The sequence below is a fragment of the Clavibacter phaseoli genome (assembly GCF_021922925.1).
GTDB lineage: Bacteria > Actinomycetota > Actinomycetes > Actinomycetales > Microbacteriaceae > Clavibacter > Clavibacter phaseoli.
The window spans coordinates 2,593,367-2,618,312 of sequence record NZ_CP040786.1; the positions used below are offsets into that span (position 1 = coordinate 2,593,367).

27 protein-coding genes are annotated in these 24,946 nt (G+C 73.4%); 12 read left to right on the forward strand and 15 right to left on the reverse strand.

The features are described from left to right. Nucleotides 1-8: 8 nt before the first annotated feature. From FGI33_RS12205 to FGI33_RS12220, 4 genes are read right to left on the reverse strand one after another with little or no spacing between them, the layout of a single operon-like run. The gene (locus FGI33_RS12205) at nt 9-596 is read right to left on the reverse strand and encodes an NUDIX hydrolase (protein ID WP_147359661.1); all 588 of its coding nucleotides are present in this window, start codon (nt 594-596) and stop codon (nt 9-11) included. Further along, entirely contained in the window at nt 593-1,081 is a 489-nt protein-coding gene (locus FGI33_RS12210) for a GNAT family N-acetyltransferase (protein ID WP_237581954.1), read from the reverse strand. The genes FGI33_RS12205 and FGI33_RS12210 overlap by 4 nt, the downstream gene beginning before the upstream one ends. After that, the gene (locus tag FGI33_RS12215; RefSeq protein ID WP_119435016.1) at nt 1,078-1,458 is read right to left on the reverse strand and encodes a fluoride efflux transporter FluC; all 381 of its coding nucleotides are present in this window, start codon (nt 1,456-1,458) and stop codon (nt 1,078-1,080) included. Before FGI33_RS12215 ends, FGI33_RS12210 begins: the two co-directional genes overlap by 4 nt. Next, nucleotides 1,455-1,994 carry a fluoride efflux transporter FluC gene (locus tag FGI33_RS12220; protein WP_119435017.1) on the reverse strand — a complete coding sequence of 180 codons (540 nt, stop codon included), beginning with the start codon at nt 1,992-1,994 and terminating at the stop codon, nt 1,455-1,457. Before FGI33_RS12220 ends, FGI33_RS12215 begins: the two co-directional genes overlap by 4 nt. A 188-nt stretch (nt 1,995-2,182) precedes the next feature. Between FGI33_RS12220 and FGI33_RS12225 the strand changes: the two genes are divergently transcribed. The 5 genes from FGI33_RS12225 to FGI33_RS12245 all read left to right on the forward strand — a co-directional run bounded on the left by FGI33_RS12225 (nt 2,183) and on the right by FGI33_RS12245 (nt 5,531). Beyond that, nucleotides 2,183-2,434 (forward strand): DUF4287 domain-containing protein, encoded by a 252-nt coding sequence (locus FGI33_RS12225; protein WP_119435020.1) that lies wholly within the window; start codon nt 2,183-2,185, stop codon nt 2,432-2,434. Nucleotides 2,435-2,494: 60 nt separating this feature from the next. Continuing rightward, nucleotides 2,495-3,103, forward strand: a complete 609-nt coding sequence (locus FGI33_RS12230; RefSeq protein WP_182623324.1) for a YdcF family protein — start codon at nt 2,495-2,497, stop codon at nt 3,101-3,103. A 59-nt stretch (nt 3,104-3,162) separates the two neighbouring features. Beyond that, nucleotides 3,163-3,660: a VanZ family protein gene (locus FGI33_RS12235; RefSeq protein ID WP_119435018.1), complete on the forward strand. Its 498-nt coding sequence runs from the start codon at nt 3,163-3,165 to the stop codon at nt 3,658-3,660. Nucleotides 3,661-3,748: 88 nt separating this feature from the next. Further along, nucleotides 3,749-4,456, forward strand: a complete 708-nt coding sequence (locus FGI33_RS12240) for a Pr6Pr family membrane protein (protein WP_237581955.1) — start codon at nt 3,749-3,751, stop codon at nt 4,454-4,456. Nucleotides 4,457-4,517: 61 nt separating this feature from the next. Continuing rightward, nucleotides 4,518-5,531: a LacI family DNA-binding transcriptional regulator gene (locus FGI33_RS12245; protein ID WP_237581956.1), complete on the forward strand. Its 1,014-nt coding sequence runs from the start codon at nt 4,518-4,520 to the stop codon at nt 5,529-5,531. A gap of 27 nt (nt 5,532-5,558) precedes the next feature. Here FGI33_RS12245 and FGI33_RS12250 read toward each other — a convergent pair whose 3' ends face one another. The 5 genes from FGI33_RS12250 to FGI33_RS12270 all read right to left on the reverse strand — a co-directional run bounded on the left by FGI33_RS12250 (nt 5,559) and on the right by FGI33_RS12270 (nt 10,510). After that, a complete protein-coding gene (locus FGI33_RS12250) occupies nt 5,559-7,031 on the reverse strand; it encodes a PepSY-associated TM helix domain-containing protein (protein ID WP_237581957.1) in 1,473 nt (490 codons plus the stop codon). Beyond that, a complete protein-coding gene (locus FGI33_RS12255; protein ID WP_237581958.1) occupies nt 7,028-7,765 on the reverse strand; it encodes a YcnI family protein in 738 nt (245 codons plus the stop codon). The genes FGI33_RS12250 and FGI33_RS12255 overlap by 4 nt, the downstream gene beginning before the upstream one ends. Nucleotides 7,766-7,940: 175 nt before the next feature. Next, a complete protein-coding gene (locus tag FGI33_RS12260; RefSeq protein WP_237581959.1) occupies nt 7,941-8,645 on the reverse strand; it encodes a hypothetical protein in 705 nt (234 codons plus the stop codon). A 50-nt stretch (nt 8,646-8,695) separates the two neighbouring features. Continuing rightward, the gene (locus tag FGI33_RS12265; protein WP_182623343.1) at nt 8,696-9,910 is read right to left on the reverse strand and encodes a Gfo/Idh/MocA family protein; all 1,215 of its coding nucleotides are present in this window, start codon (nt 9,908-9,910) and stop codon (nt 8,696-8,698) included. A gap of 105 nt (nt 9,911-10,015) precedes the next feature. Then, entirely contained in the window at nt 10,016-10,510 is a 495-nt protein-coding gene (locus FGI33_RS12270; RefSeq protein ID WP_119435243.1) for a MarR family winged helix-turn-helix transcriptional regulator, read from the reverse strand. Nucleotides 10,511-10,600: 90 nt separating this feature from the next. Here FGI33_RS12270 and FGI33_RS12275 point away from each other — a divergent pair, with 90 nt between their 5' ends. After that, the gene (locus tag FGI33_RS12275) at nt 10,601-11,530 is read left to right on the forward strand and encodes an NADP-dependent oxidoreductase (protein WP_119435245.1); all 930 of its coding nucleotides are present in this window, start codon (nt 10,601-10,603) and stop codon (nt 11,528-11,530) included. Nucleotides 11,531-11,617: 87 nt separating this feature from the next. Here the strand turns inward: FGI33_RS12275 and FGI33_RS12280 are convergent, their stop codons facing one another. Continuing rightward, nucleotides 11,618-12,886 (reverse strand): LPXTG cell wall anchor domain-containing protein, encoded by a 1,269-nt coding sequence (locus tag FGI33_RS12280; protein WP_237581960.1) that lies wholly within the window; start codon nt 12,884-12,886, stop codon nt 11,618-11,620. Nucleotides 12,887-13,154: 268 nt separating this feature from the next. Next, nucleotides 13,155-13,889, reverse strand: a complete 735-nt coding sequence (locus tag FGI33_RS12285; RefSeq protein ID WP_204587655.1) for a response regulator transcription factor — start codon at nt 13,887-13,889, stop codon at nt 13,155-13,157. A 314-nt stretch (nt 13,890-14,203) separates the two neighbouring features. On the opposite strand from FGI33_RS12285, the gene FGI33_RS12290 reads away from it, so the two are divergent. The 5 genes from FGI33_RS12290 to FGI33_RS12310 all read left to right on the forward strand — a co-directional run bounded on the left by FGI33_RS12290 (nt 14,204) and on the right by FGI33_RS12310 (nt 16,418). Then, on the forward strand, nt 14,204-14,743 hold the full coding sequence (locus tag FGI33_RS12290) for an RNA polymerase sigma factor (protein ID WP_237582475.1): 540 nt from the start codon (nt 14,204-14,206) through the stop codon (nt 14,741-14,743). Continuing rightward, nucleotides 14,740-15,366, forward strand: a complete 627-nt coding sequence (locus FGI33_RS12295) for a methylated-DNA--[protein]-cysteine S-methyltransferase (protein WP_119434198.1) — start codon at nt 14,740-14,742, stop codon at nt 15,364-15,366. The genes FGI33_RS12290 and FGI33_RS12295 overlap by 4 nt, the downstream gene beginning before the upstream one ends. 57 nt (nt 15,367-15,423) lie before the next feature. Further along, on the forward strand, nt 15,424-15,639 hold the full coding sequence (locus FGI33_RS12300) for a hypothetical protein (RefSeq protein WP_119434197.1): 216 nt from the start codon (nt 15,424-15,426) through the stop codon (nt 15,637-15,639). Between the two features lie 69 nt (nt 15,640-15,708). After that, a complete protein-coding gene (locus FGI33_RS12305) occupies nt 15,709-15,966 on the forward strand; it encodes a hypothetical protein (RefSeq protein ID WP_119434196.1) in 258 nt (85 codons plus the stop codon). Between the two features lie 8 nt (nt 15,967-15,974). Beyond that, nucleotides 15,975-16,418: a VOC family protein gene (locus FGI33_RS12310; RefSeq protein WP_119434195.1), complete on the forward strand. Its 444-nt coding sequence runs from the start codon at nt 15,975-15,977 to the stop codon at nt 16,416-16,418. 19 nt (nt 16,419-16,437) lie between these two features. Here FGI33_RS12310 and FGI33_RS12315 read toward each other — a convergent pair whose 3' ends face one another. The 4 genes from FGI33_RS12315 to FGI33_RS12330 form a co-directional block, all read right to left on the reverse strand. Beyond that, complete coding sequence (locus tag FGI33_RS12315) at nt 16,438-17,268, reverse strand: oxidoreductase (protein WP_119434194.1); 831 nt, start codon at nt 17,266-17,268, stop codon at nt 16,438-16,440. A 199-nt stretch (nt 17,269-17,467) separates the two neighbouring features. Beyond that, a complete protein-coding gene (locus tag FGI33_RS12320; RefSeq protein ID WP_237581961.1) occupies nt 17,468-20,728 on the reverse strand; it encodes a DEAD/DEAH box helicase family protein in 3,261 nt (1,086 codons plus the stop codon). Nucleotides 20,729-20,844: 116 nt separating this feature from the next. After that, complete coding sequence (locus FGI33_RS12325) at nt 20,845-21,987, reverse strand: restriction endonuclease subunit S (RefSeq protein ID WP_147359328.1); 1,143 nt, start codon at nt 21,985-21,987, stop codon at nt 20,845-20,847. Then, nucleotides 21,984-23,444 (reverse strand): type I restriction-modification system subunit M, encoded by a 1,461-nt coding sequence (locus FGI33_RS12330; protein WP_119434191.1) that lies wholly within the window; start codon nt 23,442-23,444, stop codon nt 21,984-21,986. Before FGI33_RS12330 ends, FGI33_RS12325 begins: the two co-directional genes overlap by 4 nt. A 95-nt stretch (nt 23,445-23,539) precedes the next feature. Here FGI33_RS12330 and FGI33_RS12335 point away from each other — a divergent pair, with 95 nt between their 5' ends. Next, nucleotides 23,540-24,775 (forward strand): multidrug effflux MFS transporter, encoded by a 1,236-nt coding sequence (locus tag FGI33_RS12335; RefSeq protein ID WP_119434190.1) that lies wholly within the window; start codon nt 23,540-23,542, stop codon nt 24,773-24,775. The last annotated feature ends 171 nt before the right edge of the window (nt 24,776-24,946 follow it).

Consider the following 24,946-nt stretch of genomic DNA (forward strand, 5'->3'; position numbering starts at 1 on the left):
GCGTCGCGCTACCGCCGCGGCCCGACCGGCGGCAGCAGCCCCTGCTCGGCGGCGGCCGCGCGGGCGATCAGCAGGGTCGGGTCCTCGACGCCGCCCGCGGCGATGAGCGCGTCGAGCTCCGCGACGGGCATGCGGACCAGGTGCACCTGCTCGGACGGGTCGGAGCGGTCGGCCGTGCCCTCGGCGGTCGGGGCCGTGCAGGCGAAGACGTGCACGAGCCAGGAGGCCCGGCCGGGGTTCACGGCGTAGGTGCGCAGGGGGCGGATCTCGGGCGCGACGAGGCCGAGCTCCTCCTCGAGCTCGCGACGGGCGGCGTCGGCGGGCTGCTCGGAGGCGTCGCCCGCGCCGCCGGGGAGGTCGAGGATCCACCGCCCGAGGGGGTGCCGGTACTGGCGCGACAGCAGCACGTGGTCGCCGTCGATCACGAGGGTCGCGACCGCGAACGGCACGCTCTCGTCGACCTCGTAGCGCGACGCGGACCCGTCGGGCAGCAGCACGTCGTGCTCGACGAGCACGACGCGGCCGCGGTGGAGGTCCCGGCGGCCGGTCGTCGACCACACGAGCTCGGGGTCGGGCTGCATCTCCGCGCCGCTCATCCCGCGAGCCCAGGCGCGTCGTCCCCCGCCGCCCCCAGCGCCCGCGACCACGCGACCTCGCGCGCCAGCTGGCCGCTCGCGCGGAAGGCGACGACCTGGCGGGCGTCGGGCAGGGCGGCGGCGAGCGCGTCGCGGTCGGCCTCCGCGAAGCCGAGGCCGTGCCAGAAGGGACCCGACCGCCGCGAGAACAGCCACGCGCGCCGGGCGCCGGCGGCGGTCGCCTCGGCGAGCGCGTGCCGGGCGAGCGTCGACCCGAGGCCGGCGGACCGGAGGGCGGGATCCACCGCGACGCTGCGGATCAGCGCGTGCCGCCCGTCCGCGCTGAGCTCGAACCCCGTGCTGCCGGTGATGCGGCTGTCGGCGTCGCGGCGGATCCAGAGCCGCACGCCCGGATCGTCGAGCCCGGTGACCGTGAGGTCGGCCGCCGCGAGGAACGCGTGCAGCGCCGTGACGTCCGCGGCGCCCATCGGCGAGAGCCCGCTCACAGCGCCTGACCCACCACGATCCCGAGCCCGGCCGCCGCGACGCAGACCACGAGCATGCCGACGCCGTTCGCGAGCGCGGCACCCACCCGGCCGGCCTGCGCGAGCCGCACGGTCTCGAGGCTCGCGGTGCTGAAGGTCGTGTAGCCGCCCATGAGGCCGCCGCCGAGGATCAGGAGGAGGTCGTGCGGGAGCCCCGCTTGCGCGGCCGCTCCCGTGAGGAGGCCGAGGCCGAGCGATCCGGTGACGTTGATGACGGTCGTGCCCCACGGGTAGGCGGCGCCGAGGCGTCCGCGGATGACGCCGTCGAGGAGCAGGCGGAGGGCGGATCCGACGCCGCCGGCCACGCAGATCAGCGCGAACACGAGGGGCCCGGTCACGATGCCGCTCCCGTCGCGCGTCCGGCCGCCGTGCGGCGGTGGATCGCGGCACCCGTGGCGATCCCGGCGACCGACGCCGCGGCGCCCACCACCAGCGAGAGCGCGGCGTAGGCGAGCGCGAGGCCGAGCGCGGATCCGGTGAGCGACGCCGTGTCGACGGCGAGCGCGCTGTAGGTCGTGAAGCCGCCGAGGACGCCCGTGCCGACCAGCAGGCGGATCGCGCGGCGGCGTCCCTCGTCGGGCCCCCGGCGGGCGAGCCCCTCGAGCAGGGCGCCGAGGACGAAGGCGCCGACCACGTTGATCAGGAGGATGGTCACCGGGATGCCCCCGGCGGGCGCGGGCCAGGTGAGCGCGAGCGCCTCGCGGATCCCCGTGCCCACCGTGCCGCCGAGCGCCACGAGGCCGAGGGACGACCAGCGGAGGTGGACCGGGCGGCCCGGGTCGTCCTGCACCTCGACGTCGCCGTCGAGGGCCGCGCCGTCGCGGGGCGCGGCGTCGAGGGGCGCGCCGTCGTCGGGCTGTCGGTGGTCGGTCATGGGGTCTCCCATCTCGGATGGCATGGCGGTGCCGTGAGACAGGGACTGTCGTCGACGAGGATGTCGAGGTTCGGGTACGGCGAGCCCCACCGCCGTGCCTCCCGGAGGAGGCCCCTCCCGCAGGAGGCCGGACCATTGAACCACGGCCGGGCCTCGCCACGGCCGTGCGCCGCCGGTACCGTCGCAGCATGAACGCGCACGGCATCGTCGCCCCGCCCCCGCCGCCCGAGGGGCAGAAGGCCAAGGGGCCGGCCTCCTACTTCCCGAGCATCGAGTCGACCTACGGGCAGCCGGTGCAGCACTGGATCGACCTGGCCGACGCCCGCCTCGACGTCGAGCCGCACATGCAGGCCGTCGCCTGGCTGAAGTCCGAGCACGGCCTCGGGCACGGGCACGCCAACGCCGTCGTCGCGTTCGTCAAGGCGGCGCGCTCCGCCTGAGGCCCGGCGAGGCCCGGCCCGACCGACCCGTCCCGCATCGCACGCCCGTAGCCTGGGCGCATGCGCATCCGCCGGACCCTCGCCGTCGCCGGGGTCGCGCTCCTCGCGTCGGTCGGCGGCGTGCTCCTCGCGAGCGAGGGGATCCACCGGCTCGCGAGCACGCGCGGGCTCGGCGCCTCCCCCGGCCAGCCCGACGGCGCCGTGGGCCGCGAGGCCGTCGTCGTGCTCGGCTTCGGCAACGCGGGACCGCGCGCCAACCGGATCAACCGGTTCCGCGTCCGCGCCGCCCTCCGCTCGATCGACCCGCAGGCGGACGCGACCGCGCTCGTGCTGTGCGGCGGATCCGTCATGGGCGACGACTCCGAGGCCCGGATCCTCGCCCGGTACGCCCGCGAGCTCGGCTACGCCGGCCCCGTCGTGCTCGAGGAGGCGAGCCGGAGCACGCGCGAGAACGTGGCGAACGCGATCCCGCTCGTCGAGGACGCCGACACGATCCGCATCGTCTCCGACCCCGTGCACGCGGAGGAGGCGCGCGGCTACCTGCGCGCCGCGCGCCCCGACCTCGCCGACCGGCTGGCGCGCGCCGACGACTACCGCTTCGGCGAGATGACGTGGATGAAGCCGCTCGCCATCGCCGTCGCGCTGCTGCGGCGGGCGCGACCGGCCTGACGCGGCAGGGGGGCGCCCGGCCGTGCGGCACGACCCGACCGCCCGCATAGCCTGGTCGGATGCTCTCCACGCTGCTCGTCGCGGTGCCCTGGCTCGCCGCCCTCGCGCTCCTCGGCGTCGTGGTCGTCGGGCCCGTCGCGGGCGCGCTCCTCGCCCGGCACCGCCGTGCGCTCGGGATCCTGCTGGCGGTCGCGCTCCTCGCCGTCGCCGCGGCGACCATGTACCCCGACGGCGCCCCCGGGACCGCCGTCCGTTGCGCCGCGACGCTCCCGCGCTGGAGCCCGACGGCGGTCGAGACGGTCGCCAACGTGCTCCTGTTCGTGCCGCCCGCGCTGCTCGCGGGGGTCCTGACTAGGCGCCCCGTCCGCATGGCCATCGCCGGGTGCGGCCTGTCTGCGCTCGTCGAGGCGACCCAGGCGCTCGTGCCGGCCATCGGCCGCGCGTGCGACACGAGCGACCTCGTCACGAACTCGGTCGGCGCGCTCCTGGGCGGGATCCTCGCTATGGCTGCCCTGGGGATCGCCCGCCGCCGAGGTCGACGGACGACCACCCGCTGACCGTCCGCGATCTGGTCGCGCACCCGGTCCTCGCGAGCGGCCGGGGACAGCCGGCGCCGGAGGGCCCGCGATCGTGGGACCCTCTCCCGTGCGCATCCTCCTCTCCGTCGTCCGCATCGCCACCGCGGTCGCCGCCGTCGTCGGCGTCATCGCCCAGTACCACGTGAACCTCGCCTACTGGCAGGGGCTCGGCGTCACCGGCATCGCCGGCAAGTCGCTCGACTTCGCCCTGTTCTTCACCGTCGACGCGAACGTGCTCGGCGCGGTCGTGCTGGTCGTCGGCGGCGTGCGGCTCGCGCGGGGCCGCACGGCGGATCCGGGGGTCGGCTGGGTCACGCTGCGCCTCGCGTCCACGGTGTACCTCGTCATCACCGGCCTCGTGTGGAACGCGCTGCTCCGCGGCCTCCCGCAGCCCGCGCCCCTGCAGCTCGACTGGGCCGACCAGATCGTGCACGTCGCCGTGCCGCTGATCGTGCTGCTCGACTGGATCATCGCGCCCGACCGCCGGCCGCTCCGCGCGGGCGCCATCGGCCGCGTCATCGCGTTCCCGCTCGCCTGGATCCTCGTCACGCTCCTGCGCGGTCCGTCCACGGGGAACCAGGTGGACGGATCCGCCACCTACTACCCGTACGGGTTCCTCGACCCGGGATCGTCGCCCGCCGGGTACGTCACCGTCGCCGAGTACGTCGTCGGGCTCACGATCGCCGTCTGCACGATCACGGCCGCGCTCATCGCGATCTCGCGGTTCCGCGCCCCGGCCGACCCGCACCGCGCCGCGACGCCCGCTATACGCTGAGCACGCGCCCGGCGGACGCCCGCCCGACGCCGCCCGACCCCGAGGAGCTGCCATCCCGACCATGCGAGAGGTCGCCGCGCGCGCGGGGGTCTCGATCGCCACGGTCTCCTTCGTCGTCAACGGCACGAAGGCCGTCTCCGAGCCCACGCGGCGGGCCGTCACCGAGGCGATGCAGGAGCTCGGCTACCGCAACAACGTCGTGGCCCGCGCGCTCGCCAGCAAGCGCACCCGGATCGTCGCGCTGCTGTTCCCCGCCGACGTGCAGCGGCTCAGCCGCATCGCCCTCGAGATCTTCATGAGCGCCGCCACGCGCGCGTCCGAGCTCGGCTATCACCTCGTGCTCTGGCCCACCGGCACGTCGCCGGACGACGTGTCCGACCTCGTGAGCGGCCGCCTCGTCGACGGCGTGATCGTGATGGAGGTGCGCATGGACGACTCGCGCATCCGCGAGCTCGCCGCGCTCGACGTGCCGTTCGTCTCCATCGGGCGCACGGCGGAGACGCGCGACCTGCCGTTCGTCGACATGGACTTCGAGCGCACGGTCGCCGACGGGATCGACCACCTGCAGGCCCTCGGCCACCGCCGGTTCGGGCTCATGGTGGAGGACCTCGAGCGAGGGCCGCTGCGCGGGTACGGCCCGACGACGCGCACCGAGCGCGCGTTCCTCCAGGAGACGGCGGCGCGCGGCCTCGGCGGCGCGGTGGCCCGATGCGCGCCGACGCCCGTGGGCGGACGCGCGGCGGCGGGCGAGCTGCTGGCGGCGGATCCGGGGATCACGGCGGTCATGCTCCTCAACGACCAGGCGGCGCGCGGCCTCATCTCGGGGTTCGACGCGGCCGGGCGGCGGGTGCCGGAGGACGTCTCGATCCTGTCGCTCGCGTCGTCGACCGAGGTGGGCGCGCTCGTCGAGCCCGCCCTCAGCACCATGGACGCGCCGGGTCCCGAGCTCGGTCGGCTCGCCGTCGAGATGCTCCTCGCGCGGCTCGACGGCACGGCGACGGAGCTGCCGCACGCGCTCCTGCCGTGCCGGCTGCACGTGGCCGCGTCGACCGGGCCGGCGCCGGCCGTCCGCTGAGCCGCGGGCGACCGGCACGGGGTTCGATCAGGCGCTGGCGCCCGCCCGGTGCACGCGCGCCGCGGTGATCAGCGCGTCGAGCAGCACGAAGCCGACCAGCGGGATCCCGACGAGCGGCAGGAACAACCCCACGCCGACGCCCACCGCGACCACCGCGGCGATCCCCCACCACGGCGCCCGCGCGAGCGCGCCCGCGGGGGCCGGACGGCCGGGGCGCGCGACGCCCGGCCGGCGCCTCCACCACATCAGGTACCCGAACACGACCATCGCGGCGATGCCGAGCGCGGTCACCGCGAGGAGCAGCTGGTTCGGCAGCCCGAACATCGATCCCTGGTGCGTGTCGATCCCCCAGCGCGCGAGCTTCGCGGGGAACGGGTGGTCCGCGAAGTCGGTGCGGCCCACCACCTGGAGGGTGCTGCCGTCGACGGCCACCTGGTCGACCTCGGTCGGGAAGCTGCGCTGGATCTCGCTCACGGTCCACGCCTGGCCGGCATCCGCGGCGGGCTTGATCTCCACGAGCCCCGTGTCGACGTTGACGCCCCGCGCGACCCGGAGGACCTCGTCGAAGGTCGCGGGATCCGCGCGTCCCGTCGAGCTGGGCGCGGCGGACGCGTGGTGGCCCGCGTGCGGATCCGCAGCAGAGGCCGACCCCGCGCCGGCGCCCGGCAGCGCGGTCGTGAGCGTCGGCGCCTGCCAGCTGAGCGCCGCCCGCAGGTCGGTCACGTTCTGCCCGCCGAACTGCGACCACGTGATGCCCGTCGCCGATAGGAACAGCGCGCCCGCGACGAGCCAGACGCCCGTCGAGGCGTGCCAGGAGAGGATCCGCCGGTAGCCGGTCGCCCGCGCGTCCGGCCGCACGAGGTCGCGCTTCCGCGGCGACCGGCGCCAGCGCGCGACCCACAGGCCGAGGCCCGCGACGGTCACGATGCCGAGCCAGCTGGCGGCGAGCTCGCTGTAGAGCCGGCCGGGGTCGCCGAGCCCGAGCGTGCGGTGGAAGTGGCTGATCGCCGTGCGCAGCGGGAGGGCGCCGCTCGTGCCGTAGACGGGCAGGTCGCCGCGGATGGACGCGTCGGCCGGGTCGACGAAGATCGCCCGCGTCTGGCTCGGGATGAGGCCGTCGCCCGTGAACATCACGCGCGTCGTGTCGCCGGGCGCGGGGGCCGGGCGGACCGCGACGAGCGTGCCGGTTCCGCCGACCACGGCCTCCGCCGCCTCGACCTGCTGGGCGAGCGGCACGGTGGATCCCGTCGCGGGCGCGTGCAGCTCGCGGTCGTAGACGACCTGCTCGGCGGTCGGCGCGAGCGCGTAGGCCGCGCCGCTGAGCGCCGCGACGAGGATGAACGGGCCCACGAGGATCCCCGCGAGGAAGTGCAGGCGCAGCAGCAGGGGCAGGAACCAGCCGCGCTGGGGGCGCGTGATCGCGGGGGTCGCGACGGGCGGGGCGGACTCGGGCGCTGAGGCGGGACCGGCGGCGTCCGCGCGGTCGTCCACGGCGGTCACCGGCGGCCGCCCTGCTGCGGGCGGCGCATGCCGATGGTGAGGAGCATGACGGCGACGACGCCCACGACGAGGGCGCCGAGGCCCAGGAGGCGGGCGACGGGGTCGACCGGCGCGACGGCGGTCGCGGTGGCCGCGGCCTCCGAGCCCACCTCCGCGCCCGTCGCCGAACCCGTGCCGGCCGCGGCCGCGCCGCTGCCGGTCGCGGCGTCGGTCAGCGTGATGGCCGGCGCCGGGAGGTCGGGCTCGGTGCCCGCGGCGGGCGTCTCGGCCCAGTCGGTGGATCCCTCGACGCAGGTCTGCAGCGTCGGGAACGCCACGACGTCCCCGGCCGCGCCGTCGACGGGCAGCAGCGCCTCGACCTGGACGGTCGCGCGGAGGGCGTCGGGCAGCGGGGCGTCGGCCGTGTAGGTGACGGTCGTGCCGTCGGCCGCCTCCTGCTCGGCGACCGACCAGCCGGGCGCGAGCGTGGGCTTCACGGCCTGCACGTCCGTCGGGAAGCGGATCGCGAGGGCCGTGGTGGCGGATCCCTCGCAGCCGTGCCCGACCGCGAAGGTCAGGACGCTGGGCGAGGCGGGCGCGGTGGCGGACGCGTCGAGCTCGATGTGCGCGGAGGCGGCGAGCGGCGCCGACAGGGCGAGCGCGAGGCCGGCCGCGGCGCCGAGGGCGACGGGGATCCGGCGGGCGCCGGTGCGACGGCCGGGTCGAGGGGCGGGGTGGATGGTGCGGGAGGGCATGGCTGTCCTTCGGTGGGTGCACGGCGTGGCCGTGCGGATCCGGGTGTGCGGGAGGCGCGCGGCGGCGCGACGACGACCGCCCGGATCCCACGGAGCGCGCGGGAGGCGGGACGGACGGGTCGGCGCGGACGCGCGGGACCGCGCCCGGGTCCTCGGAGGACGCGGCGGGCGCGGATCAGGCGGCGAGCGCCCCGAGCGGCGGGCCGCGGCGGCCCCGGATGCGCGCGGCGAGGAGCGCGACGAGGCGGCGCGGTCGGGCATCCGCGCGGAGCCGGCGGGGCCGCGGCGCGACGAGGGGCTCGGCGAGCGCAGCGGCGACGGCGATCGCGGCCGCCACGAGCGCGCCGACGGCACCGGAGATCGCGCCGCCGACGCGGAGGGCCAGGGATCGCGCGACGCGGCGCACGGCGTCGGCGCCGACCCGGAGCGAGCAGACGCTGACGAGGCCGGCGACCACGTGCGCGAGCAGCATGTCGCCGTCGTGCCCCGCGGGCATGGCCATCGCGGCGGGGTCGGCGAGGGCGCGCGCGGCGTCGGCGGCCGCGTGGCCGTGGGCGTGCCCGGTGGATCCGGCGGAGCCCGCTCCCGACGCGCCGCCGGACGGCATCGCCATGCCGGAGGCCCCGATCGCGGATCCCCCGAACGTGAAGGCCGCGTGCAGCACGCCCTGCGTCGCGCCGATCGCGAGCACGAGGTGCGCGAGCGTCACCCGGCGTCCGCCGAGCCCGAAGCAGAGCGCGACGCCGAGCACGAGGGCGAGCGCCAGGACGAGCGGGTGCGGGATCCCGCCGCCGGCCGCCGCGTGCAGCGTCGCCGTGACGAGCGTGCAGACGACGGCGGACAGCGCGGCGCGCAGCGTCCGCTCCTGCCGTGCCTGCACCCGTCCGCCTCCCGGTCTTCACGTCCAGCGTACGGGAGCGCCCGCGGGCCTCAGCTCGCGGCGGGATCCACCGTCTTCCACGCGCTGCCGTCGGCCGAGCTGCGCTCCACGGCGTCGAGCACGCGCTGCACGCGGAGGCCGTCGGCGAACGACGGCTGCGGCTCCTGGCCCGCGGCGATGTCGTGCACGAGGTCGCGCACCTGGTGCGTGAACGCGTGCTCGTAGCCGAGGCCGTGGCCGGTGGGCCACCACGCGGCCGTGTAGGGGTGCTCGGGCTCGGTGACGAGGATCCGCCGGAAGCCCAGCCGGTCGGCGGGCGCGGTCGCGTCGTACAGCTCGATCTCGTTGAGGCGTTCGAGGTCGAAGGAGATGGCGCCGTCGGATCCGCTGAACTCCAGGCGCAGCGCGTTCTTGCGGCCGGTGGCCATGCGGGTCGCCTCGAAGCTGGCGAGCGCGCCGCCGGCGAGCTTCCCGGTGAAGTAGGCCGCGTCGTCGACCGTGACCTGGCCGCGCTCGCTGGAGGCGACGCCGCCGAGGCCGCGCGTCTCGGCGAGCAGCGGGCGCTCCTCGACGAACGTGCGGAGCAGGCCGCTGACCGCGTCGAGCTGCTCGCCCGTGATGAACTGCACCGCGTCGACGATGTGCGCGCCGATGTCGCCGAGCGCGCCGGATCCCGCCGCCTCCTTGTCGAGGCGCCACGTCATCGGGCCCTCGGCGTCGGTCAGCCAGTCCTGCAGGTACAGCGCGCGCACCTGGCGGAGCTCGCCGATCGCACCCTGGGCGACGAGGTCGCGGGCGAACGTGATGGCGGGCACGCGGCGGTAGCTGAAGCCGACCATCGCGCGGATCCCCTTCGCGGCGGCCCTCTCGGCGGCGGCCGCCATGACCTCGGCCTCCTCGACCGTGTTCGCGAGCGGCTTCTCGCACAGCACGTGCTTGCCCGCCTCGAGCGCGGCCACGGCGATCTCGACGTGCGTGCTGCCGGGCGAGCAGATGTCGACGACGTCGATGTCGTCGCGCTCGATGGCGGCGCGCCAGTCGGTCTCGGCGCGATCCCAGCCCCAGCGGTCCGCGGACTCCTGCGTGCGCGCCTGGTCGCGGCCGACGACGGAGACCATGCGCGGCGCGAGCGGCAGGTCGAAGAACGCAGGGGCGACGCGCCAGGCCTGCGAGTGGGCGGCGCCCATGAAGCCGTGGCCGATCATCGCGACGCCGAGGGCGCCTCCGGTCTCCGTGGCGGGAACTGCGGGCTGCGTGTCGGACATGGGACTCCTTCGTCTCATACGGGTGCGGATCCGCGCGCGGGTGATTCGTTGCGGGTCCCGTCAAATCTACGGGGGCGCCGCGGGGCGTGACAAGGCGGCGGGAGCTCAGGCCTTCCGGCGCCGGGCCGCGGAGCGCGGCGGCGCGGCGCGGAGGTGCGTGGTCACGCTCCCGAGGATCCGCGCGAGGTGGCCGGCGTCCGCGTCCGACAGCGGCGCGAACAGGAGCCCGTGCACGGTCTGGATGTGCCCGGGGAAGACGGCCGCGAGCACCTCGCGGCCCGCGTCGGTGAGGGCGACCACGGTGCTGCGCTCGTCGTCCGGGGACGGCGAGCGGGTGATCAGGCCCCGCTGCTCGAGGAGCTGCGCCTGGTAGGTGAGGCCGCTGCGGCTGTAGACGACGCCGTCGGCGAGGTCGGTCATGCACAGGTGGCCGTCCGGGGTGCCGCCGAGCCGCGCCAGGAGCTGGAACTGCACGTAGCTCAGGCCGCCAGCATCGCGGAGCTGCGCCTCGACCGCGGGGCGCAGCAGGCTGCCGACCTCGGTGAAGGCGAGGTAGGCGTCGAGCTGGGTCGGGGTCAGGGATCGGGGCGTCTCCGTCATGGATCCATCCTAGGTGTTGCTTCGCATTCGAAGCAGTGTTAGCGTCGTGCCATTGCTTCGGATTCGAAGCACTTGACGAAGGGGAAGATCATGGAGGCAGTGCGGTTCCGGGAGATCGGCGGACCCGAGGTCCTGGAGGTCGTGGACATCGAGGTGCCCGAGCCGGGCGCCGGGCAGGTGCGGATCCGCGTGGCCGCGTCCGCGTACAACGCGGCGGACGGGGGCATGCGGGGCGGGTTCCTGCCGATCCCCATCCGGCTGCCGCACGTCCCCGGCTACGACGTGTCCGGGACCGTGGACGCGGTCGGCGCCGAGGTGACGGGCGTCGCGGTCGGCGACGAGGTGATCGCGTTCCTGCCGATGGAGAGCGACGGCGGGGCGGCCGAGCAGGTCATCGCGCCGGCCGGATCCGTGGTGGCGGCGCCGACGAGCATCCCCCTGGCGGACGCCGCCGCCCTGCCGTCCGTCGCGCTCACCGCGTGGCAGGCGCTGTTCGACGACGGCCGCCTCGAGCGCGGCCAGCGGGTGCTGATCGTCGGCGCCGGCGGCGTGGTGGGCAAGTACGCGATCCAGCTCGCGACGCGGGCCGGCGTGCACGTCATCGCGACGGCGAGCCCGCGCAGCCTCGACGCCGTGCGCGCCGCCGGGGCGGACGAGATCGTCGACCGCACCACGACCGACCTGCTGGGCGCGCTCGACGGGCAGGTGGATGTGCTCCTCAACCTCGCGCCGATCGAGCCGGAGGCGTTCGCCGCCTACATGGCCGCGGTGCGCGACGGCGGCGCGGTCGTCAGCACCACCGCCTTCATGGCCACCCCCGGCGACGAGGGGCGCGGCGTGCGCGCCGCCACGGTGTTCGTGCGGCCGGACCGCGATCGCCTCGCGGAGCTGGTGGCGCTCGTCGACGCGGGCGCGCTCACGGTGGAGGTGACCCGGCGGATCCCGCTGGCGGAGCTCCCCGCGCTGCACGCGGAGGCCGAGGCGGGACGCGTCGCCGGGAAGGTGATCGTCCTCCCCTGATCCCGCGTCGGCGCCCGGACGCGACGACGGCCGGATCCCCGAGGGGATCCGGCCGTCGACGCGCGTGGTGAGTGTGGTGCGGTGCCGCTACTCCGCGGAGCGCATGCGGCGGCGGGCGACGAGCGTGCCCGCGCCGGCCAGGGCCATCAGCGCGCCGAGGCCGCCGAGGCCGAGGGCCGCGGCGCCGTCCGTGCCCGTGACGGGCAGGGTGTCGTCGTGGTGCGCGGCCGGCTTCGCGATCGGCTTCGGGGCGGTGCCCGCGGGGTCGATCGACGGCGTGGTCGGCGTCGGGGTGGGGAGGCCCGGGATGACCGGTCCGCCTGCGTCCTCGCCGGTCAGCTCGACGGTGCCGCCCTGCGTGAGGCCCGACTCGAGGCCCGCGACGGACACCTGGTAGGTGCCCGGCTGGATGTCGCCGAACAGGATGATCGGCTGCGCGAAGGTGCCGTCCACGTCGGCGCGCACGAGGTCCTTCAGCGAGCGGGTGCCGACGCCGACGCCGCCGTTCTCGTCGCTGAGCTGGATCACGCGGCCGTCGGGCGCGGTGACCGTGACCTCGACGGCCTCGTAGCGGAGGTAGCCGGTCGCGGAGACCTTGAGGCCGCCGAGGATGCTGGTCGCCTCGGTGACGGAGATCGGGGAGATGGTCGAGAACGACGCCTCGGCGCGCACGAACGGGCCGACGGGCGCCTCGGCGAAGCGCACCAGGCCGCGGATCTCGCCCTTGACGGTGAGGTCGAGGCCGACCTGCGTGAGCGTGACGCTCGCGGTCTTGGAGTCCTGCAGCAGCTCGGTGAAGCTCGCGGGGAACGCGTACGTGCCGTCCGCGCCGACGATGCCGATGCCCGCGATGGACTTCACGCCCACGGCGTTGAAGTAGCTGGCGGTGACGATGCTGCCCGCGGTGCCGGTGCCGGCGAACGGCACCGCCTCGTTGATCGGGAGGGCGACGCCGCGGTCGGGCGTGGTCCAGGTGAAGGGGAGCTCGACGACGGGGACGGTCGGCTCGAGCGTCGGCAGGCCGGTCGAGGGCGCGGGCGTCGGGACGGCCGGGGTCGGCGTGGTCTCGACGGGGGCGTCGGCGACGGGGGCCGTCTCGTCGGCGGTCTCGGTGGGCGCGGGCGTCGGCGTCGCGTCGGCGACCGGGGCCTCGGCGGCGGACGTCGGCGTGGCGACGGGCGCCTCGACGGCCGGCGTCTCGACGGAGACGGGCGCGGAGTCGACGGGGACGGTCTCGGCGTGAGCCGCCGGCGCCATCGCCAGGGGCAGGATCACGAGCGAGGCCGAGAGGCAGGCGCCGGCGGCCGCGCGGCGGAACGACCTGCCGCGACCGGCGGCGGGGGTGGGACGGGACATGGCATCTCCGAGGTGCGGGACCGCCCGTCCGCGCCATTGCTGTGCCGCGCCCGTGCGGTGGAAGGGGCCGCGCTCCGGGGTCTCGGGGATGCGGCGGGGAGGATCGTCTCCCCACCGCCGACTGTAGGGATTCCAGCTACCCACCTGGGGAAATTCTTGGCGCAGTGTGACGCGTGTGACTCGTGATCCCCGGAGTTGCGGGGGTGACTCGCCGCGTCGGCCCCCGGATTGGGGTGGGCGCGGTCCGGCCGATCGGCCCGCCGGGGCGTCAGACGGCGGGCGCGAGCACCAGGTCGTCGCCGGCCACGGCGATCAGCGCGACCTGGTCGCGGCCCGCCCGGCGGCCCGTGACCGACGGCAGGTCGAGGAGGGCGCGCGGGGCGACGAGGTCCCAGCCGGCGTCCGTCAGGCGGTGCACGAGCTCGCGGCGGGACAGCCGGCGCGTCGGCTCCTCGGCGAGCGCCTGCACGACGACGAGGTCCATCGGATCGAGCTCCAGCGGCACGCCCGCGAGCCAGGCCTCGCCCGTGGCCGGGTCGAGCACGAGGTCGCCCGCGGTGATCATGGCCGGGGCGAGGCCTCGCCGGCGGAAGAGCACGCGCAGCGTCTCGACGACCTCCTCGAGGCCGAACGGCTTGGTGACGTAGTCGTCGGCGCCCGCGCCGAACGCCGCGAGCCGGTCCTCGAGCGAGTCGCGCCCGGTGAGGAACAGCACGGGCGTCGCGACGCCGGCGCGCCGCAGCTCGCCGACCACCTCGACGCCCGAGACGTCGGGCAGCGTCATGTCGAGCAGGATCGCGTCGGGCGCGTCCTCGACGGCGGCGCCGATCGCGCCGCGGCCGGTCGCGAAGACGCGCACGTCCCAGCCCTCCATCCGCAGCGCGAGCGACAGCAGCTGCGTGATGGGCGCCTCCTCGTCGACCACGAACACGCGGAGCGCGCGGGGTGCGCCGGGCAGGGCCTGCTCGTCGTCGCGGGCGGCGGGGCTCATGGTGCCGGTCATGCGGATCCTCTTCCGTCGGGTGCGCCGCCGACCCGGGGGGACGGGCCGGCGGCGGATGCTCCTCGCGGAGCGCGCGGCCGGGGGTGGGCCGCGCATCCATCCTCGCGACCGGGGAGCGCCGGGGCGTCATCCGCGGGGACCGTCACGGGTAGTCCCTACGGCGCGCACGGGCGGAGCACCGGAGACCGCGAGGAGGCGCACGGCGCGTCCGCAGGCGGACGGCACCCTGACACCCGGGGGCGGGATCCGCGAGACTGATCCGCACGCCGACCTCACGGATCACCCCGCCCCGGCGTCTACCCGGTGTGGAGATGATGCAGCCGTTCGACAGGGTCGTGACCGAGCACGGCGCCGTGGTGCTCCGCGTGTGCCGGGCGGTGCTCGGCGGGCACGCGGACGCGGAGGACGCGTGGTCGGAGACGTTCCTGTCGGCGCTGCTCGCGTACCCGCGGCTCGGACCGCGCGCCGACGTGCGGGCCTGGCTCGTCACCATCGCGCACCGCAAGGCCCTCGACGCGATCCGCGCCCGCGGCCGCCGCGCCATCCCCGTCGACGAGGTGCCCGAGCGGGTCTCCGACCTCGGCGTGCCCGGATCCGACGACCCCGACCCCGACCTCTGGCGCGCGGTCGCGGCCCTGCCCGAGCGGCAGCGGCTCGCGGTCGCGTACCGCTACCTCGGCGGGCTGCCGCACGCGGAGGTCGCGGCGATCGTCGGCGGGACGCCCGAGGCCGTGCGGCGCGCGGCGGCGGACGGGGTCGCGAGCCTCCGGCGGTCCATGGGGGCGGATCCGCCGGGTGGCGTTCGCGTGCCCGCACCCGCCACCACCACCACCACCCCTGGAGGACGACCGTGACCGACCTCGACGACACCGTCCCCTTCCTCGACGCCGCCGCGCTCGAGGCCGCCGACCCGACCGCGCCCGCCCTCGACGCCCTCCGCCTCCGGCTCGCCGATCGGGCCGAGGTCGACGGCGCCCTCGACGTCGGCTTCACCACGATCGACTCCCCCGTCGGCCCGCTGCTGCTCGCCGCCACCGAGCGCGGGCTGATCCGCGTCGCCTACTCCCGCGAGGACCACGACACCGTGCTCGGCGACCTCGCCCAGCGGCTCGGCCCGCGGATCCTCCGCGCGCCGAAGCGCCTCGACCAGGCCGCCCGCGAGCTCGACGAGTACTTCGCCGGCCGCCGCCGCTCCTTCGACCTGCCGCTCGACCGCCGCCTGTCCACCGGGTTCCGCGACCGGGTGCAGCGGCTGCTCCCGGACATCCCGTACGGATCCACGCGCACCTACCGCGAGGTCGCCGAGACCGCGGGCAGCCCGGCCGCCACGCGCGCGGTCGGCACGGCGTGCTCGACGAACCCGCTGCCCGTCGTGATCCCCTGCCACCGCGTCCTCCGCTCCGACGGCACGCTCGGCGGCTACATCGGCGGGCTCGCTGCCAAGACCACGCTCCTGGAGCTGGAGGGGCGGATCTGACCGGGCTCCCCCGTCCGGCGGACGCGGCGGGCGCGGGCCCGCGCCTAGCGTGAGGGCATGGACGATCCGACGGCACCCGGCGACCGCGCGACGACCGGCGGCATCACGCGCCCCCGGGATGCGGCCCTCGGGATCCTCTTCGCGATCGGCGTCGCGATGGTGCTCGCCCGCGACGACCTGCGCCCGCTCGGCCTGCTGCTGATGGTCGTCAGCGCCGTCGTGTTCCTGGCGGCCACGGTCGTCCGATGGCGTCGCCCGGGCGCGCGGCGCTGACCGTCGCTCGCGATCGCGTCCCCCACGAGGAGGACGCGGGCGCCCGACCCGGATCCCTAGCGTGCGGGAATGAGCGACCCGACGACACCCGGCGGCCCCGCGGATCCGCCCGCGGAGGACGACGACGACTCCTCGAGCACGAACGCGTCGCTCGGCATCGTCTTCGGGATGCTCGGCCTCATGCTCATGCTGACCCTCGACGACACCCGCGTCGCCGGGCTGCCGTTCGTGATCCTCGGCATCACCTTCTTCGTGATGAGCGTGCGCCCGAAGAAGGCGAAGCGCGACGGCCCCGCGGCGGACGACACCCCGCCCCCGCCGGCGTAGACAGGGTCATGACCACCTCGTCCGACCACCCGCGCCTGCTGCAGACCGTGCTCGACGCGCCGGATCCGCGCCGCCTCGCCGAGTTCTACCGCGAGCTCCTCGGCTTCCGCTACCGCCCGGGCGACGAGCCCGACCAGGCGGGGCCGGATGCGGACTGGCTGGTCCTCCTCGGCGACGACGGAACCCGCCGCCTCGCCTTCCAGCTCGCGCCCGACATGCCCGCGCCCCGCTGGCCCGAGGGTTCGCCGCCGCAGATGCTGCACCTCGACCTCACCGTCGGGTCCGTCGCCGACCTCGAGCGCCAGCGCTCGCGGGCCGTCGCGCTCGGCGCCGAGGTGCTGCTCGACCGGACGGCGGACGAGGACGAGCCCCTCTACGTGCTGCGGGATCCCGCCGGCCACCCGTTCTGCGTCTTCGTCGCGCCGGAGCCCTCGGGCTCGGCGCCGGCCTGAGCGGCGCCGCGCCTGAGGATCAGCTCGCGTCGTACGCCGTCGACCGGCTGCGCTCCGCCCACGCATCGACGTCGGCGCGCAGATCGTCGAGCGCGCCCGTGACGATCTCGACCGCGTCGCCGCCGAGCAGCAGGTAGAAGGGAGCGCCCTCCTCGACCGCGTCCACGAGCACCTTCGCGCCGAGCGCGGGGTCGTTGGGCTGCGTGCCGTCGGTGGTGTCGTTCTCCTTGCGGCGCTTGCCGGCGGTCTCGGCGTAGTCGTCGATCACGGTGGACGACTGCGTGAGCGAGCGACCGGAGAAGTCGGTGCGGAAGGATCCTGGCGCCACGACCGTCGCGACGATCCCGAGCGGCTCGAGCTCGGTGCGCAGCGCCATGGTCATCTGCTCGATCGCGGCCTTCACGGCGCCGTAGTAGCCGGATCCGGCGCCCGTGCGCGCGGCGCCGATGGACGAGAGGTTCACGATCGTGCCGCTGCGACGCTCGCGCATGCCGGGCAGCACCGCCTTGATCATGCGGACGCTGCCGTGGAACTGGGTGTCGAACAGGCGCGCGACGTCCTCGTCGTCGCCCTCCTCGACGGCCGCGCGGTAGCCGTAGCCCGCGTTGTTGACGAGCACGTCGACGCCGCCGAAGCGGGCCGTCGCCTCGTCCACGGCGAGCGACACCTGCGCCTGGTCGGTCACGTCGAGGTCGAGCGCGAGGGCGTGCTCGGGGTATCGGTCGGCGAGGTCCTGCACGTTCGCGGCGTCGCGCGCGGTGACGACGACGTCGTTCCCGCGCGACAGCGCCTCCTCGGCGAAGGCGCGCCCGAGCCCCGTGGAGCATCCCGTGATCAGCCAGGTCGTCATGCGCGTTCCTCTTCCTCGTGGATGCGGGTGGGCGCGGCCGGTACGGCGCGCCCCCGTCGAGGCTAGGCGCATCGGCGGGCGGTGGCCGGGCGGACGGCGTGCCCGCTCATCCGATGCGGGTGGTCGGATTGCGGATCTCGAACATGCGCGAGCCCTCCGTCCGCGAGGTAGCGAGTGACCTCATCAGCATTCGGTGAGCTCAGGCCACGTCCTCGGGCCGGACGTGCGCCTTGACGTCGTCAAGGATCTTCACGATGGCGGTCACGTCGGTCTCGTCGAAGAGGTAGTCGATGCCGCTCGGGGCCCGGTCGGTATAGGGCGATTCGTAGAGGCGCCCTGCGTCCATCACGCCGTTCGCCGTGAGCTCGTCGGCGATCAGGTGGATGAAGCGGATCTGATCGACCGAGAAGCGCGACCCGTCGAGGAAGCGAGCGAAGGACTCGAGCGCCGCCTCGCGATCCAGGCCGACGAGCGAGCGGATGAACGGCCCGAGCCCCTGCGCCTGTGCGGCCGCCAGCTCGATGTCGGCCTTCGAGCCCGCTCCGCTGGCGAGCAGCATCGTCTCGAGCGCGCTGAGGTCGTCCGGCGTCAGCTGTCGGTTGCGCCGTAGCCGCTGAAGCGCGAGGTGGTCCTCGTGCTGTCGCAGGTACACGGTCGCCTTCGCCCGGAACCGTTCGAGGTCGGTGCCCGGCGTGGTCTGGCGGAGCTGGATCTCGGTGACGTCGCCGAGCTCATCGATGAAGTCGGTGTAGACGCGCGGTCGGGTGACGTTCGGCACGAAGCGCACGAGTGCACGGATGCGGAGCCGGACAATCTCGAGCATGCCGAGCGTCACGTCGACCCACCAGTCGTCGCCGGCGATCTCCTCCAGCAGCACGAGCTGTTCCGCGACCGACGGGATCGCCGACTTCGACAGCAGCGCCGTCGCAATCGCCTGGACCTGCTCGCGGATGCGCTCGGCAGCCACCAGGTCGCCGTCGAGCTGCGCGAGCTGCCGCCGCAGGATCAGCAGGTCGAAGCGCTTGGCGTCGACGTCGTCGTCGGTTACGCGCGACGGCAGGCCCGCCAGATGCGTGAGCACCTCGGCCGCGTCCTCGAGCGTCAGCTCATCCCACGCAGCCGAGTCGGCGAACCGCTCGACCCAACGCCTCTTCGGGCGTACGAGGAAGTTGTCGAGGTTCATGCCCGCCACGATCCGATGGAGGGTGTCGGCGGTCGAAGAACGCAGCTCCCGATCCAGCTGCACCCGGTCGAGCCCGGTGATCAGTCCGAGGCGGGCCTCGAACAGCCGCTGGGTGAGGGACTTCTGGATGGAGCCCTCGCTGCCGGGCAGGTCCTGGCTGAAGAACTCGAGGTTGCCGCAGAAGTCGAAGACCAGGAAGTCCTTCTTGTGCTGGCCCTCGCCGAACAGGTCCGGGCGCAGTCGCGTGCCGCGGCCGATCATCTGCCAGAACTTCGACTTCGATCGCACCGGCTTGAAGAACACGAGGTTGACGATCTCCGGCACGTCGATGCCCGTGTCGAGCATGTCGACGGAGATCGCGATGTGGGGAGCTTGGTCGGGTATCGAGAAGTCGTCGATCAAGCTCTGCGCGTACGGCGTGCTGTGCGTGATGGTCCGCGCGAAGTGCCCCGCGTGCTCGGGGTACTGCTCGTCGAAGCGACGCTGGATGAACTCGGCGTGCGCCTGGTTCTTCGCGAACACGATGGTCTTGCCGAGTCGGTCGCCGCCCGCGACCTTGTACCCGCGCGTCATGAGGGTGGCCAGCGCCTTGTCGACGGTGTCCTCGTTGAAGAGGAACCGGTTCAGCTCGTCCGCCTCGACCGAGGTCGGGGTGCCGTCTTCACCCCAGTCGAGTGCGTCCCAGTCCTCCTTCTCCGCCGGGCTGAGCTCGTCGTACCGGATGCCCTGACGCAGGAATCGGGTGCCGACAGACACCCCGCGCGGCGGTACGAGGAATCGTTCCTCGACCGCTTCATCGAGGCCGTAGGAGTCCGTCGGCACGCCATCCTCGAGGTGGAATCGCCGGTAGGTGTTGTGGTCGACCTCGTCCTTCGGCGTGGCCGTCAGCCCGACGAGCAGGGCGTCGAACCAGTCGAAGATCGCCCCGTACTTCTGATAGATCGACCGGTGCGCCTCGTCGATCACGATCAGGTCGAAGAACCCGGGCCCGAATCGCCGCATCGAACCGCTCTCGCCGTCCGAGGTCTCATCGATCAGGTTCATCATCGTGGGATACGTCGACACGTAGACGCGCCCTTCGGCGTTCCTGTCGGTCACCAGGTTCACCGTCGTGGCTCCCGGCAGATGGGCCTTGAACGCGTTCGCAGCCTGCTTCACCAGCGCGGTGCGATCCGCGAGGAACAGGATGCGCTTCGCCCAATTGGCCTTCGTGAGCTGATCGGTCAGCGCGATGACCGTCCGCGTCTTGCCGGAACCGGTCGCCATGACCAGCAGCGCCTGCCGCTGCTTGCGATCGAACGCGTCCCCCACCGCTCGGATCGCCTGCGCCTGGTAGTGCCGGCCCGCGATGGCCGCGTCGACTGCCGCGCCGGACAGCGGCAGCCGGGTCGAACGGCGCTGGATCATCAGCTCGAGCTCGCTGCGCGTGTAGAACCCGGCGACCTGCCGCGGCGGATACCCCGCCTCGTCGTCCCACAGCCAGTGCTCGTACCCGTTCGTGAAGAACACGACAGGGCGCCGCCCGTAGGCCGCCTCCAGGCTGTCGGCGTAGAGCTTCGCCTGCTGCTGCCCGACCTGCGCGCTAGCCGTCGTGCGCTTCGCCTCGACGACGGCGAGCGGCAGTCCGTCGGTCCCCCACAGCACGTAGTCGACGAATCCGACTCCGGGCCCGTTGGGCATGCCGGCGACCCGGAACTCGCGATCGCGCGGGTCGGTGAGCGGCCAGCCCGCTTCGGCCAGCAGCACGTCGATGAAGAGGTCCCGGGTCTCGGCCTCGGAGTAGTCGTGGTCGTCGGGACCGTGGTTCGTCGCCTGAGCCGCAGCGATCTGCTCGCGCAGGTGCTCGATCTCCGCGGCCTGCTCGGCCGCCAACTCGTCGCGGTCGGCGAGAGCCCTGGCGTGGGCTTGGTCCTGCGCGGCGAACCTGGCCGCCAGCCGCTGCACGTCGTCACGGGTCAGCGGTGCCGCGCGCGCGGCGAGCTGCGGATCGAACTGCACACCAGTCGGCACGGCCTCCGGGTGGGCCGAGTGCCGGAACGTCGCCCACACCAGCACGTGGTGCAGTTCGCGCAGCGCCGCGAGCGCGATGTCGGGCCGGATCGGATGCTGCGCGTGCACCGCCTGGTTGCCGAGCTTGCGGATCAGGTTCAGCTTCTGCCCGATGCCCACACCCGCGACCCGGGCGAAGCCGGCGTCGTTGATGCGCGCGGCGAGGTCGTCCTGGTACGGGACGGGCAGGTCGAGCACGTCGTAGAGGTGACCCACGAGCTGCTCCACGGCGCGGCGGCTGTAGAAGCACGCCGACCGCGGGTCGCTGGAGAGGTAGGCCTCTGCGCGGGATGCGTCCTCGAAGACATCCGGCCATGCGGCGCGGGCGAAGGCGAAGTTGGCGGTCACAGCTTGCCCACGAACGCTTGGTGCTGGAGCGACGCGAACAAGCCGTCGTCGAATTGTAGCAAGCGCCGCACGTCATCCTGCTGCTGTGCGATATAGCTTACCGCACCATCAAAAGACTTTTGTTCGTCGAGCGGGGGCACTGGAACTGAGATGGTCGAGAAATCCTTCGAGTACATAGCATAGACGTTCGTAGTTCCCGACTTCCGAGACTCAAGCTGCTCGCGTCCATCTCGGGACCATAGAAATGCGTGAATATATTGGGGGGTCACCCGCTCGCAGAATCGAAGGCGGCTGACATTATTGTTGTACAGGTGCGGTGATCCATAGAAGACCGCCGACTTGCCCACCAATTCCCTTGAATTCCTTGTATTCAATAGTAGGTCACCATCGCGAACCGCATACTTCCTCACCTCTTCAGCTGATGCGTCGACGCGAGTGATTCGCGTGAGGTCTAATCGCCCATCCCGAGTGATGGCGTCCATTTTCATGTAACCATGCGCCCGATCGCCTCCCTGCTCAGAGGAGCGACGGTCTAAGCCAATTTGTTGCCCGGCAATTAACTCCCCCATAGGGACTCGTGGTTCAGATCGGCCGGCAAAAACGTGGTCGAATACCCGCGGCGCAAGCGAGTCCAGATGGACGAGCACTTGCTTCCGCTTGGCTCGCAGCGCATCGGCGCGGTCGAGGATCGCGGCGATGCGCTGCTGGTCCGCGAGAGCCGGAGGCGGATCAATCTCAAGGTTTAAGAAATCAGCAGTTGACGACCGTCGCCTTCGCGGCACCGACCCGAAGGCTATGCGATCATACGTAGAAACCATTTGCGGTGAAAGCAGGAGCCTTGCCATGTACGATGCGTCAAAGCCCGGCCTCGGACGAAATGTCGGATATAGAGGACTGATCACTCCAATTTCGCAGATTGTATTCTGCGCCACAGCTCCTGCCCATAGGAGGTAGGGATTGAAGGCGATGTCATCACGCCTGACGATCTTATAGCCACTCGTGTCCTCGAGTGCAAGACGCTTCTTAAATCGATCCGACTGGAAGACGAAGCCGTTCTTCTCGGTCAACGTGAGGACCGAATAATCGGCCCCTCGAGGCGGACGTTCCTTGAACTCCATCAGGGCTTCGCCCAGCCTCATAGGAGGATCTCCTTCAGCTCAGCGAGCCCATCCGCGATCTCCGCTTCGAGGGCCTCGATGTCCGCGATGATCTCCAGCGGCGCCCTATGCTCGACCTCGTCGTGGACGACCTCCTTATAGCGGTTCAGGGAGAGGTCAAAGCCCTGCGCGACGATGTCCGCCTTGGGCACGGTGAACGATTGGTCGGTGCGAGCCCTGTCGCGCTCCGTGGTCCGACGGTCCGCCCAGCGAGCGAGCGCATCCGGCAGGTCGTTGGCCTCGATCGGGTTGCGCTTATCGTCGAGCGAGAAGCCGTCGGCGCGCACGTCGTAGAACCAGACGTCGTCGGTTCCGCCGGAGTCCGTCTTCGTGAAGAACAGGATCGCGGTCGAGACACCCGCGTACGGGCGGAAGACACCGGAGGGCAGCTTCACGACCGCGTCGAGCTTCTGGTCCTCCACGACCATGCGACGCAGCGCCTTGTGCGCCGTCGACGAGCCGAACAGCACGCCGTCGGGCACGATCACGGCCGCGCGCCCGCCGGGCTTGAGCAGCTTCAGGAACAGCGCCATGAAGAGCAGCTCGGTCTTCTTCGTCTTCACGACGCGCTGCAGGTCCTTCGACGTCGACTCGTAGTCGAGCGAACCGGCGAACGGCGGGTTCGCCAGGATCAGCGAATAGCGCTCCGAGTCGGCGCTCACACCCTCGGAGAGCGAGTCGCGATAGCGGATGTCGGGCGCTTCGACGCCGTGGAGCAGCATGTTCATGCTGCCGATGCGCAGCATCGTCGAGTCGAAGTCGAACCCGTGGAACATGCTCGAGTGGAAGTGCGAGCGCTGCGCTGCGTTCGTCATCACTCCGGGATGCTCGCGCCGCACGTACTCCGATGCGGCGACGAGGAATCCGGCCGTGCCGCACGCGGGGTCGCAGATCTCGTCCTCCGGCTGCGGCGCCGTCATCGCGACCATCAGCTCGATGATGTGCCGGGGCGTGCGGAACTGCCCGTTGACGCCGGCCGAGGCGATCTTCGACAGCAGGTACTCGTACAGGTCGCCGTTGGTGTCGCGCTCGGCCATGGGGATGTCATCGAGCATGTCGACGACCCGCGACAGCAACGCGGGCGTCGGAATCGTGAAGCGGGCGTCGCGCATGTGCTCGCCGTACGTCGACCCGTCGCCGCCGAGGTCCTGTAGGAAGGGGAACACCTCGTCGCGCACGACTTCGAACATGACCTCGGCGTCGATGTTCTTGAAGCGGCTCCAGCGCAGCTCCCTCTGCCGCGGCGGGTAGATCGGCTTCTCGAGCGCGACGCCGGTGGCGCGTGCCTTCCTCTCAGCGAGCGTCTGCAGGTCATCGAGCCGCCGCACGAACAGCAGATAGGTGATCTGCTCGATCACCTCGAGCGGGTTCGAGATGCCTCCTGACCAGAACGCGTCCCAGACCCGGTCGATCTTGCTCTTGAGCTCTCCAGTGATCACGCATTGACGATATCCGCACCGTGGCCGCTGGACGTGGTGCCGCACGCTGCTGCAGCTGACGCCTCCCGACGGCGACCGGTCTACTGTCGGGACGGATGAGCGACGACGCCCCGCACCCGCATCCCGACCCCGACCCCGACCCGCGGACATCGTGGACCGCGCGCCGCGGCCCCCTCCTCACCGTCGCCCTCATCGTCGGCATCTCGCCCTTCGCGACCGACCTCTACATCCCGGGCCTCCCGGCCATCGCCGCCGACCTCGACGCCTCGACGGCCTCCGTGCAGCTGACCCTGACCGCCTTCCTCGTCGCGTTCGCCGTCGGCCAGCTGGTGATCGGGCCGATCAGCGACGGCGCGGGTCGCCGGCGCATCCTGCTCGCCGGGACCGCCCTCTTCACCCTCGCCAGCGTCGTCTGCGCGATCTCGCCGGACGTGACGATCCTGATCCTCGCCCGCGTCGTGCAGGGCCTGGGCGGCGCCGCGGCTGCGGTCTCGGCCCGCGCCATGGTCGGCGACGCCTCCACCGGCACCCTCCGCAGCCGCCTCTTCGCGACGCTCGCCGTCGTCAACTCGGTCGGACCCGTCGTCGCCCCGCTCGTCGGCGGCCTCGTGCTGACCTTCTCGTCCTGGCGCGCCGCCTTCGTCGTGCTGGCCGCGCTCGGCCTGGCCCTCACCCTCGCCGCGGCGCGCCTGCTGCCGGAGACGCTCGTCCGCGCCGGCGCGGGCGGCACCTCCCCGCGCGCGGTCCTCGGCCGCATGGCGGAGCTGCTGCGCATCGCCCGCTTCCGCTGGTACCTGGTCACCGGCTGCGCCGCGACCATCGGCTTCTTCTCGTACATCGCCGCCTCCTCCTTCGTGTTCCAGGAGCAGTACGGCTTCGGCGAGGGCCTCTACACGCTGGTGTTCGCCTCGAACGCCTCCTGCATGATCGCGTCGACCCTCGTCTTCCGACGGCTCATCGGGCGCTTCGACGAGGACCGCCTCTTCACCATCGGACTCGCCACCTGCGCGATCGGCTCGATCCTCGTGCTCGTCGGTGCGGTAGCGGGCACGGGCCCCGCGCTGGTCTGGCCGGCCCTCGCCCTCGTCACGGCGGGCTGGGGGTGGGTGATCCCGGGCTCGATCACCCTCACGCAGGCGATCGGCCACCGGCACCCCGGCACGGCCTCGGCGCTCGTCGGCGGCCTGCAGTTCGGCCTCGGCGGGATGGCGACGCCGCTGACGGGCGGTCTCGGCGGCACCGCCACCGCCATGGGGGCGCTGATGTCCGGCTTCATCGTGGTCGGCCTCGCCGCGCAGCTCTGGGCGTCCCGAGCGCGGAGGGGCGGCTGAGCACGGTCAGGATGGACGCGCTCGTGCTCGTCGACGGCCGGTTCGACCCAATGCCGCCGCGCTCCTGACCGCCTCGGCGCCATCCGCGGAGCGTCCCCCCGCATGACCGCACCCTGCGCGCCCACCCCGCTCCCGCCCGGAAGTGGCACGATGGGCCGACGATGTTGCCGG